This is a genomic window from Brevibacillus fortis (assembly GCF_003013395.1).
Classification (GTDB): domain Bacteria; phylum Bacillota; class Bacilli; order Brevibacillales; family Brevibacillaceae; genus Brevibacillus; species Brevibacillus fortis.
On sequence record NZ_PXZM01000018.1, the window covers coordinates 132,440 to 143,921 of the forward strand.

10 protein-coding genes and 1 riboswitch are annotated in these 11,482 nt (G+C 42.7%); all 10 genes read left to right on the top strand.

Annotated elements, in window-relative coordinates:
* Positions 1–689: 689 nt before the first annotated feature.
* The 10 genes from C7R93_RS12305 to prpB all read left to right on the top strand — a co-directional run bounded on the left by C7R93_RS12305 (position 690) and on the right by prpB (position 11,420).
* On the top strand, positions 690–2,384 hold the full coding sequence (locus C7R93_RS12305; RefSeq protein ID WP_244191519.1) for a multicopper oxidase family protein: 1,695 nt from the start codon (positions 690–692) through the stop codon (positions 2,382–2,384).
* Positions 2,385–2,558: 174 nt separating this feature from the next.
* Positions 2,559–3,131 carry a copper resistance CopC family protein gene (locus tag C7R93_RS12310; RefSeq protein WP_146142426.1) on the top strand — a complete coding sequence of 191 codons (573 nt, stop codon included), beginning with the start codon at positions 2,559–2,561 and terminating at the stop codon, positions 3,129–3,131.
* Between the two features lie 371 nt (positions 3,132–3,502).
* A complete protein-coding gene (locus C7R93_RS12320) occupies positions 3,503–4,048 on the top strand; it encodes a CopD family protein (RefSeq protein ID WP_341866931.1) in 546 nt (181 codons plus the stop codon).
* Between the two features lie 193 nt (positions 4,049–4,241).
* The gene (locus C7R93_RS30030; RefSeq protein WP_158264022.1) at positions 4,242–4,397 is read left to right on the top strand and encodes a hypothetical protein; all 156 of its coding nucleotides are present in this window, start codon (positions 4,242–4,244) and stop codon (positions 4,395–4,397) included.
* A gap of 34 nt (positions 4,398–4,431) precedes the next feature.
* The gene (locus tag C7R93_RS12325; RefSeq protein WP_106839082.1) at positions 4,432–5,943 is read left to right on the top strand and encodes a sensor histidine kinase; all 1,512 of its coding nucleotides are present in this window, start codon (positions 4,432–4,434) and stop codon (positions 5,941–5,943) included.
* A complete protein-coding gene (locus C7R93_RS12330; RefSeq protein ID WP_208637813.1) occupies positions 5,921–6,610 on the top strand; it encodes a response regulator transcription factor in 690 nt (229 codons plus the stop codon). The genes C7R93_RS12325 and C7R93_RS12330 overlap by 23 nt, the downstream gene beginning before the upstream one ends.
* A 685-nt stretch (positions 6,611–7,295) precedes the next feature.
* Positions 7,296–7,495, top strand: a riboswitch (cobalamin riboswitch).
* A gap of 165 nt (positions 7,496–7,660) precedes the next feature.
* Positions 7,661–7,894: a hypothetical protein gene (locus C7R93_RS12335; protein ID WP_106839084.1), complete on the top strand. Its 234-nt coding sequence runs from the start codon at positions 7,661–7,663 to the stop codon at positions 7,892–7,894.
* Positions 7,884–8,993 carry a citrate synthase gene (gene mmgD / locus C7R93_RS12340; protein ID WP_106839085.1) on the top strand — a complete coding sequence of 370 codons (1,110 nt, stop codon included), beginning with the start codon at positions 7,884–7,886 and terminating at the stop codon, positions 8,991–8,993. Before C7R93_RS12335 ends, mmgD begins: the two co-directional genes overlap by 11 nt.
* Before the next feature lie 65 nt (positions 8,994–9,058).
* Positions 9,059–10,495 carry a bifunctional 2-methylcitrate dehydratase/aconitate hydratase gene (locus C7R93_RS12345; protein WP_106839108.1) on the top strand — a complete coding sequence of 479 codons (1,437 nt, stop codon included), beginning with the start codon at positions 9,059–9,061 and terminating at the stop codon, positions 10,493–10,495.
* Positions 10,496–10,511: 16 nt separating this feature from the next.
* Positions 10,512–11,420, top strand: coding sequence for a methylisocitrate lyase (gene prpB, locus C7R93_RS12350; RefSeq protein WP_106839086.1), 909 nt, complete (start codon positions 10,512–10,514; stop codon positions 11,418–11,420).
* Positions 11,421–11,482: the final 62 nt, after the last annotated feature.

Genomic DNA, 11,482 nt, shown 5'->3' on the forward strand with positions numbered 1-11,482 from the left:
AAATGTAAAAAAACTACTACAGATAGTTTTGTTAGAATGGTGAAAATGCTGAAAGGAGTCATATTTCTTTATCCTACCGATCAGTCCAAAATTGCTTTTGCTCGAAAAATTGGCTGCGAATAGCTAATGAGAATGTAAGCAAAGGGCACTTGGACTGGTACGCACCGTTTGATTATGAAGGCATTCCATTTTATATCATCCAATTTAACAAGATGACGCATGATCCATTAAAACTTTATTGGTGGCCAAAAAGCATACAAGAAAAAATTGAATGAACCTGTCCTTTTGATACGACTAAAAAAAGGCGAAATTATCGGTATGAAACCGTTATATATGGTGAAACCCCACTGCAAGCTGCAATGAGAAAATTCAATATCCTTTAGTAACAATAATTTAATACTTAACGAACGAAAAATTACTTGCGGGAAATGATCCGCGAGTTTTTCGTTTCAAAAGAGTGACATATCAGTATTTGCCTTGTTTTGCCGTAATCACGCTTAGAGATCCCTTCATTTAATAAAAAATCCTATATTTTTAAAAGTTTTTTTAAGATTGATTCAAAAAATGTTTTTGTTTACCGGATATGATGATGAAACAGAATGATACTTTGGAAATCCAATTGAGGTGATCAATGAAAATGCAAAAAAACAGTATGTTTGCACCAAAAATCTAAATGTGGGAGATTTACGATGAAAAAAGGGATAACAACTATTTCTGTCTTAATAATTGGGGCTATAAGTGTTTATTTGCTCGGTTTCAAAACGAATTTTGATTCTGTAAGCCCCACTTCACAAACGCAGACAGCATCACACACAATGAGCATGGGCTCAACCGATCCGAAAGCGATACCGATCACATCTTTAGTTGCACCGAAAACGAATGCACCTGTCAAAACATTCAATTTAACAGCGGAAATAGCCAATATTCGTTTGGGTAATGGAAAAACCATCGAAGCATGGACGTACAATGGAACCTCTCCAGGTCCTGAAATTCGTGTAAAACAAGGGGAGCGGGTGGTTGTCAATTTGACCAATAAACTGCCAGTGAGTTTAACCATCCATTGGCATGGTTTAGATATCCCTGCAGCAGTGGATGGGGTAGCCGGAGTAACACAAGATGCTGTAAAACCTGGTGGCACGTATACGTATACCTTCAATGCTGACCAAGTGGGCACATACTGGTATCATTCCCATCAAAACAGTGCCTTGCAGACAGAGCGAGGTCTATTTGGAACGATTGTTGTTGAACCGAAGCAGGCGATCGTTACCTACGACAAGGATTACACGATAGCATTACACGAATGGGATACAAAAGAGAATGGTAATGATTCAAGGGATAACGGCAATGACAATGACGATAATAATAATTTTGACAAACGAAATAAGAAGGATGGTAACAAAAATCAATTTGATTCTAACAGATTTCATGAAGGTAATACTGCAAAAAGATCCTCTGAATCATATGGTGTGAACGACCGCAAGATGACCCCTTCTACAAAACAATGGGAGGCTTTATCAGATCAGAATGACTATGACGTTTTTACGCTCAATGGAACGAGTGAGGGACTGCATCTAGACGCAAAAGCAGGAGAACTGGTCCGCCTTCGCCTCGTCAATACGGGGAATCAGACCCATCTAATGACAGTTCCAGGCGTACGTTTTCAGGTGATAGCTCTGGATGGGCGTGATCTTGTCGGCGGAACACCTATCGAAAATACTTTGCTGCCAATTGGGCCTGGCCAGCGATATGACATTAGTTTCAGAATGCCGCAAAAGGGCAGTGTACAGCTTATTAATGCTGATCCTTCTAAACAGGCTAATCAAATGATGTCCGCAACGATTGGAAACGGAGAACCAACCGCCTTTAACATTGACCCGAAGAACTTCATCTGGTTCGATTTTTCGAAATACGGTACTCCCCAAAAGGGAATGTTCACGGTGGATTCGAAGTTCACCAAAACGTATGAAATGGATCTATCCGAGGGTTTAGGCTTGTTAAATGGACAAAAGGAATGGGTTTACACCATCAATGGAAAAGCCGCACCGGACATTCCGCCGATTGAAATGAAGAAAGGTGATTCCGTTAAAGTCGTACTAAGAAACAAAGGAAAAGACATCCATCCGATGCATTTGCATGGACATACATTCCAAGTGATTTCAAAGAACGGGAAACCTCTTGAGGGAAGCCCAGTGTATCTCGATACAATTAATATATTCCCGGGAGAGACCTATGAGATTGCGATGAAAGCTAATAATCCGGGCTTATGGATGCTCCACTGCCATAATCTCAAGCATGCTGCTAATGGTATGCATACCATGATGAATTACGACGGAATATCCACACCATTTACAGTTGGAGACCATTCAGGGAATCATCCCGAGTAATCAGGAAAATCAGTTGGATAAGTGATCAATTCATAGAGTTATTCTGTCATGTGTTACGTTTATCTTTACACTCTTGCTAGGCAGTGCTGTTGTATCAGTTCATGTAAATGTTCTGAGAACCTCTCCGTCAATAGTAGAGGTTCTCCCAACTATAAAAATAGGACGTGAGTTCAGTTGCAAACACATCAAGGAAGCACTTTAGGTATGTGGAAATACATTCTCTTTTTCGTGGTATGTACGCTTTTTCTATTTTCACAGTCGGTCTTTGCCCACACCGGTTTAAAAACATCCAGCCCGCAAGACAAGCAAACCGTTGAAGAAGTTAGAGAAATCGTCCTGGAGTTTAACACAAAAGTTGAGCAGAAAAGCACATATTCTCTCGCTAATGAAAAAGGGGAAACAATTGAAATCGGAAGCATCCAAATTGACGGGAAAACAATGAAATCTGAAGTGGTCGATACTTTGGAAGACGGGAGCTATACCGTAAACTGGAAAATTGTTGGAGCAGATGGTCATCCAATTGATGGCAAGTTCTCTTTTACCGTAAAAAATCCAAACGAAACACAAACACCCGTTCTAGATAATACCAACGAATCTGGTAGCTCATCTGCAACGACTGCACCTGTTGAGGCAACAGCCGTCACGCAAACTTCTTTTACGGGAAACATTGCTATAATCGAAGTTACCATACTTGTCGTATTGGCATTGCTTTGCTTGGTCTACGTCTTCCGGAACAAGGTGAGGTAATGTTTACACTGAGTGAAATCGCTTTTTATACATGCCTTACCTTGCACATGGGTACTCTGTTCTTGCAGCTCATATCTGATGGGAGCAAACCGCATATTCTAGTGCCTAGAAACATTCAGCTAGTTACAATTGGAGGGATTGCAGTCTTCACCTTCCTGCCTGTTCTTCGGGTGATACTTGCAGTTATATGCGGGCTGATTCTGACAATGGGATGGGGAAGTCACGCAGCATCTGTTGTAGAAGGAAGAGGATTTATCACACATTCTCTTCATGTACTTTCCCTTAGTCTGTGGATTGGGATCTTGATTGTAGTTGCTTGGTTTTCAAAAGGAAACGCTAACTGGCTTTGTTTCTTGGCTTAGTTTCATCCGATCGCAATGATTTGCTCGGGCGTTACCCTTGCCACTGGCATTATTTTGACTCTGTTCATAGCTCCAGAGTATATGAATGCAGTGATTCTTCCATATGGTCAGGCACTGCTAATCAAACATCTGTTGTTTCTACCGTTGCTTTTGTTTGGTTTTGTCAGCGGTTTTTTACTCAAGAAACGAGTCAAGGCACAACCGGATTTCTCACCTGTTTTCTGGTTGCGCGCAGAAAGTGTTTTTGTATTGGGTATCTTTGCAGCCACCGGCTACATGGGGCAACTGGAGCCTCCTCACGATGTAGCAACATCCTTACAGATGACCAATACGTCTCCATTGTTTACTCTTCTGTATCAAGGACAAATGATAGGAAATCCTGATCTGTCACTGACCGTAACTCCCATCGGATTACTTTTGACAGTGGTAACTATCTTGTTTGGAAGTTTGATTCTTTTTTCGTATGTCAGGAAGATGTCGACTCTGTTCAGTGTAGGCATGGGATTATTGCAGGCAATTTCCGGGTATTTTGCGTTAATGATGAGTATTCAATAAGAAAGAAGGATTATCATTGCTCATTTCTCTCGTTTGTTTATTTCGAAAAAAGGATAAACTAAACCAAAAAGAGTAAATGACTTATCGTCAAAAACGTAGATCATCATTCTTATCGGTAATCTTTGTAATCACTATTCTGTTAGTCAGCAAGATTTTTTAGTACGATGTAAGAATCACACGGGGTTTCTCTGTATTGATGTTGAAAGTAATTCCGATGAAAAAGCCAGCGTTCCAACCGACTATCGAGAAGCAACGAGATGCGGTCGTTAACAAAATGGAGATGATTTGGAAGATCCCCAATGCAGGGTTCCCGTACGTTATTAATCACATCCGTTTATTGTTTTTCTAATTCTAAAAAGCACGAGGGATGTGGAGGATGCCCAATGTCAATACGTATTCGTCTACTATTATCGTATATTGTGATGTCCATATTTCCACTGGTGATATTTTTCCTGGCCATCATGCTAGTCAGTCTTGTTTACTTCGGTGATTTTCGAATCACTGAGGAGGTTTTCGAGTTGAAGGGAGGTTACAACCATGACCAGATTGGACAGAGAGATTCTCTAGATGAAGACGATGTCTTTACTGAACTTAAAGTCTTGTCCCAATTTGCACCGCACAAGCTGCAAGACCCCGAGTTTATAACGGCAACAGATCAATCTTTGAACAGCATTAACGCAGGACTCATCATCCGAAATCAACATCAGGTAACATATGTATCTCCTTTTCTGAAGGACCCCGCGATTATCGCAGCCCTTCCAGCAGTTGGCTCGTCTGTCAAACAAGACCCGGAAATTCGGCTTGATAGTCGTTTCTTTTACTATAAGCAACTGAACTATTACTCGGAAACAAACGAAATAATCAGCATTTATTTGCTGAAGGACTTGAGTACGATGGAACATGCCACGCGAAAATTTTATCCGTTCATCTTTACTGCCTTGTTGTTTGCGTTAGTGCTGACGAACGGGGGACTCACCTATTTCGTGTCGAGAAGTATTATTCGACCGATAGATAATTTAAAATGTGCAGCAGAGAAAATCAAAAGCGGCAATCTGGACTCCAGTGTGGCTGTAATCTCCAAGGACGAGATTGGCGAACTCGGCTCCGCATTTGAAGAAATGCGTGAACAGCTCAAATATTCGCGCGATAGGCAAATCCTTTACGAAGAGAATCGTAAAGAACTAATCTCTAATATTTCCCATGATTTAAAAACGCCGATTATGGCGATCAAAGGATACGTCCAAGGTATTCAAGATGGCGTGGCACGTACACCTGAAAAATTGAACCGATACCTGCAAGTCATTTATAAGAAAGTGTTTGACATGGATCGGTTGGTCGATGATTTGTTCTTGTTCTCAAAGCTTGACTTGAAACAAGAACCGTTCACATATGAACCTGTAGAAATCCACGACTACCTGTCCGATTGTATTGAGGAACTGCAGTTGGAGGTAGAGGAACGGGGTATAGTAATTGAACGAATAGGAGAAGGACAAGCACCACTTTATGTGCTGGCTGATCGGAATAAACTGAAACGAGTGATCACGAATATTATCTGGAACAGTGTGAAATACATGGATAAGGAAGATGGGTACATCGGAGTTCGAACGTATTTGGTTGGAGATATGGTCACGATCGATATCGGGGATAATGGTCCAGGTATAGAAGCAGATGCGCTACCATACATTTTTGAACGATTTTATCGTGTTGAACAATCAAGAAATACCAAAACAGGCGGGAGTGGATTAGGATTGTCTATCGCACAACAGATCATTCATGAACATGGCGGAAAAATCTGGGCAACTAGTGAAAGAAACAACGGGACAATCATTTCTTTTACGTTAAAAAAAGTGGTAAGTAAAGAGGGTGACGGAATTGCGAAAGATTTTGATCGTTGAAGATGAACCAAGTATTGCAGAGCTCGCAAAAGATTATTTGGAAGTAAACGGTTATTCCGTTGACATCGAGCAATCTGGAGAAAAGGGCTTGCAAAGAGCGCTTATGCATAATTATGACTTGCTGATTCTAGACATTATGCTGCCGAAGGTAGACGGCTATGAAATCTGCAGACAAGTACGTGATCACAAGGATATCCCTATCCTCATGGTTTCCGCCAAAAGGGAGGAAATCGATAAAATCAAAGGTTTGGGATTCGGAGCTGATGATTACATCATTAAACCTTTTGGCCCCAGCGAACTGGTGGCACGGGTAAATGCCCATCTTTCTCGATATGATCGTTTAACAGGAAAACGAGATAAGAATAAGGATGAGGTTTACATTCGAGGGTTATTTATCGATAAGGTATCACGTAGAGTATTGATCAACGGGCTCGAGATCACGTTGACAGCTAAGGAGTTCGACTTGTTGACTTTTATGGCTGAGCATCCGGACAGAGTATTCAGCAAAGATCAATTGTTTGAGCGAGTATGGGGGATGGAGGCCTCAGGAGATACGACCACCGTTGCTGTACACATTAAAAAGCTACGCCAAAAGATTGAATTGGATCCATTCGATCAACCTTATGTTGAGACCATTTGGGGAGTGGGGTATCGGTTTACGAAATGATAAAAGAAACAGAATGGTGTATGCTTCCAACAGTACATCAAACCATATGAAATAAAGATACTAATCGTTATGACCCCAGTTCTGGATTGTCTTAAGTCATCCAGAACCTAGGGGTATTTTCTTGTATGCTGTCCAGCGAACTGTAACTGAGAAAATACCATAAACCAGTGAAATAAAAAGTACTTTTTGTTTTACATAAAAGTCGAAAGATGAACGCGCGAACATGGTTCTATTGCAAAATTCGTCTTATTATTAGAAATTTTGTCGATACCTTTGATCTGACAGTGAAACATAATATTTTTACTACATATACTAAATTTCATCGAAATATGAATTATCACGTGATTCATTTGAAAGAATAAGTTCACAAAATAAGCTAATACTATGTGAGAATTTCTATATTCTACACCATTTTCAGACCTGATTAAAACGCTGAATACGGTAGAAAGCCGAATTCGGGATGTTAGATAGGCTTGTTCAAAGTTGTCTACTTTACATGGGTAAGATCAAAATTCATCGGTAAACCGATTTTCACCTATGATGCATGAATACTGTTAATTATTGTAAAAATAAAATGAGGAGTCGATTTCTTTCATTGAATATATGTCGTTTTTTGTAAAATAAAAACTGTAAATAAAAACAATTGTTAACTTTTAGAATCATTGCTATAGTTATAGCGAAAACTAAATATCGTGTACAAACAGGTGCAGATAACGGGATATAGGTTATCTGCTTAAAAGGGAAGTTCGGTTAGAGTCCGGCGCTGTCCCGCAACTGTATTTGGGAGCGATTCGAGGATACCACTGTTTTCATTCTAATGGAAATGGGAAGGCTCGAAAAGCGATGATCATAAGCCAGGAGACCTGCCTGTTTCAGCACACATCGTTATACCTACGAGGATAGGGGGTGTTAAGTGCGAAATGAGCGAGCGTGCTTAAAATTTTTCATTTTAACATGCTTATTTCAGTATCCCATTCGCGCCTTAACAACTTCTTTGGAAGTTGTTTTTTTATTGGCCGATTATGGATGGCGTGGCGAAGGAGGGTTTCTTTGTTCGGATCAATCGAATACTTTACCAATTTTTTTAAATCAAGCATCATGAACAATCTCATCGTGGAAACCCCCTCTACGATGATTGCTACTTATACCCAGCTACACGATGAGATCATAAAACGAGTGGACCGGTCAGAAGACAAAGAAAGGTACTTGCGAAATCTTGATACCGCATTCAAGCATATGAAAGAAATTCTATTTGGCTTGGGGGACGAACACAATGGGAGCTGAAGAGAGATTTTTTCCAGGACTGGATGGTGTAGTGGCGGCAGAAACTAGGATTTCCTTTCTTGATACCGTACAGGGAGAAATTGTGATCAAAGGTTACGATCTTATCGAGTTGTCCAAGACGAGAAGCTACGTAGAAATCGTCCATCTTTTGCTTGATGAAGCACTTCCGAATGCAGAACAAAAAGCAGAAGTGGAATCGAAGCTGAAGCAGGAGTACGACCTACCGGCTGAAGTACTGAATATTATCAAGCTTTTGCCTGAACACACTCATCCTATGGATGGCTTGCGAACAGGACTCTCCGCTCTATCTGGCTACGATTCTCAACTGGATGATTGCACGCGAGCGGTGAATGTAAATCGAGCATACAAGCTGCTAGGAAAAGTACCAGGCATTGTAGCGAATAGCTACCGGATCATTAACAAGCAGGAGCCGATTTCTCCACTTCAGGAGCTGTCGTACAGTGCGAACTTTTTTTACATGATAACAGGCAAACAGCCAACCGCGTTGGAAGAAAGCATTTTTGATCGCTCACTTGTGTTGTACAGTGAGCATGAGATGCCCAATTCCACATTTACTGCGAGAGTGATTGCCTCCACACTTTCCGATCTGTATGGTGCTCTGACAGGAGCAGTAGCATCTTTGAAAGGAAACTTGCACGGCGGTGCAAATGAAGCAGTGATGCACATGCTTCTGGAAGCAGGGACGGTTTCGAATTTTGAAGAGTTGCTTGAAACAAAATTGCGCAATAAAGATCGGATCATGGGATTTGGTCATCGTGTGTACATGAAGAAAATGGACCCGCGGGCGCTCCTGATGAAAGAAGCTTTGCAACAATTATGCGACGCAAAAGGTGACGATCTGCTGTATCGCATGTGCGAAGCCGGAGAAAAAATCATGGAGCGGGAAAAAGGGATTTACCCGAATCTCGATTATTATGCAGCTCCCGTGTACTGGATGCTTGGGATTCCCATTCCGCTGTACACACCGATCTTTTTCTCCGCCAGAACGGTTGGATTATGTGCGCATGTCATTGAACAGCACAACCATAATCGCCTTTTTAGACCGCGCGTTCATTACATCGGCAAGCGGCGTGCCTAACACCGAAACTAGCATAAAGACTAGGAATATCACAAAAACAAATAGCAATGAAAGGGATGATTCACTTGTTAAAGCTGAATGAACGATCAAAAACAGACGCGTTACTCGAAGAACTCACTGATTACGTGCTTCATAAAGAAATTGACAGCGAGGAGGCATTCCAGACTGCGCGTTATGTCTTGCTCGACACACTCGGATGCGGAATTTTGGCGCTCAGCTATCCGGAGTGCACGAAATTGCTTGGGCCGATTGTGCCAGGCACAGTCGTACCAAACGGCACTCGGGTACCTGGTACTTCATTCGTTCTTGATCCTGTACGAGGCGCTTTCAATATTGGATGCATGATCCGCTGGCTCGATTATAACGACACGTGGCTTGCCGCAGAATGGGGGCATCCATCGGACAATCTTGGTGGTATCCTGGCGGTTGCTGACTACTTGAGTCGGGTGCGAATCGCTGAGGGCCAAGAGCCATTGCTTATGCGAGAAGTACTGGAAATGATGGTGAAGGCACATGAAATTCAAGGCGTTTTGGCACTAGAAAACAGCTTGAACCGCGTAGGCTTGGATCACGTATTTTTTGTAAAAATTGCAACCACAGCAGTTGTAGCAAAAATGCTTGGTGGAAGTCGGGACGAAATTATCAACGCCTTATCGAACGCATGGGTAGACAATTCGAGCCTGCGTACTTACAGGCATGCTCCGAATACAGGTTCCCGCAAATCATGGGCAGCAGGGGATGCTACTAGCCGGGGAGTTCACCTAGCCATGATGGCTCTCAAAGGAGAAATGGGTTATCCGACAGCCCTTTCAGCACCGGGATGGGGCTTCCAGGATGTCCTGTTCAACAAGAAAGAAGTGAAGCTAGCGCGACCCCTTGATTCTTATGTGATGGAGCATGTTCTGTTCAAAGTATCGTTCCCTGCGGAATTCCATGCACAAACCGCCGCTGAATGTGCTGTCAAACTGCATCCTCATGTGAAGAACCGTATCGAGGATATAGATCGGATCATCATCACCACGCACGAATCCGCCATTCGTATTATCGATAAGGTAGGTCCGCTACACAATCCGGCTGATCGTGATCATTGCCTGCAATACATTACGGCGATTGCCTTGATCAAAGGTGATATCACAGCTGAGCATTACGAAGATGAAATGGCTTCCGATCCGATTATCGACCGATTGCGCGAGAAAATGGAAGTGGTTGAAAACAAACAGTACAGCATCGATTATCTCGATCCGAGCAAACGCTCAATCGCTAACGCGGTTCAGGTCGTTTTCAAAGACGGCTCATCCACGGAGCTTGAAGAGTGCGAGTATCCGTTGGGACATCGTTTCCGCAGAGAGGAAGCGATTCCGAAAATTATCGAGAAGTTTTCGAACAACTTAAGGACCCATTACCCAATCAAGCAACAGCAAAAAATTGAAGCAGGATGCGCTGATCAGAAAGCATTGGAGAAAATGAGTGTACCGGAATTTGTCAATCTGTTTCTGAATTGAGGAGGAGGGAAGCCATTTGGCTTGGATCGTAGACCAATCTTTCAGCCAACAGGAGCTGGCAGATCAATTGCGTAGGTTAATCGCAGCATCAGACATTTTGCAGATTCCTGGCGCACATGATGCTATGGCTGCGCTCGTTGCCAAACAAGCAGGATTTTCTGCCCTGTACCTGTCAGGTGCTGCCTACACGGCAAGCAGAGGGCTTCCTGATTTGGGAATCGTCACGTCAACGGAAGTGGCCGACCGGGCAAGGGATCTCATCCGTGCCACGAACCTACCTTTGTTGGTGGATATCGATACAGGATTTGGCGGTGTTTTGAATGTAGCCCGTACCGCGAGAGAAATGTTCGAAGCCAACGTGGCAGCTGTACAGATTGAAGACCAGCAGTTGCCGAAAAAATGCGGCCATTTAAACGGGAAACAGCTGGTCACAACGGAGGAAATGGTCCAAAAAATAAAGGTCATCAAAGAAGTGGCACCATCACTGCTTGTCATTGCCCGTACGGATGCACGTGCAGAGGAAGGAGTGGAAGGAGCCATCCAACGCGCTTTGGCTTATGTAGAGGCAGGTGCAGATGTGATCTTTCCGGAAGCGCTTCAGTCCGAGGAAGAATTTCGGTTTTTCGCGCAAAAGGTGTCTGTACCATTGCTTGCCAACATGACCGAATTTGGAAAAACTCCTTATTATTCTGCAGAACAATTTGCGGACATGGGGTACCGGATGGTGATTTATCCCGTGACGTCTTTACGTGTAGCCGCTAAAGCGTATGAACGGATCTTTCAGATGATTCGGATGCAAGGGTCGCAACAGGAAGGGTTGCCTGATATGCAAATGAGAAGCGAACTCTATCAGGCTATCTCCTATGACAAATTTGAGAATTTGGACAACCAGATTGCAAAAACGGTTTTGTCCAAGGAACAATAGGCCCACGCACGTTCACATGTAGAAATGAAAAAAAAATAGAAAGGCGATGATTAGCATTCTGG

Bases quoted from the DNA above. Each gene is read 5' to 3' on its own strand.
- C7R93_RS12325 (WP_106839082.1), top strand. From the start codon at position 4,432: ATGTCAATACGTATTCGTCTACTATTATCGTATATTGTGATGTCCATA.
- mmgD (WP_106839085.1), top strand. From the start codon at position 7,884: ATGGGAGCTGAAGAGAGATTTTTTCCAGGACTGGATGGTGTAGTGGCG.
- C7R93_RS12305 (WP_244191519.1), top strand. From the start codon at position 690: ATGAAAAAAGGGATAACAACTATTTCTGTCTTAATAATTGGGGCTATA.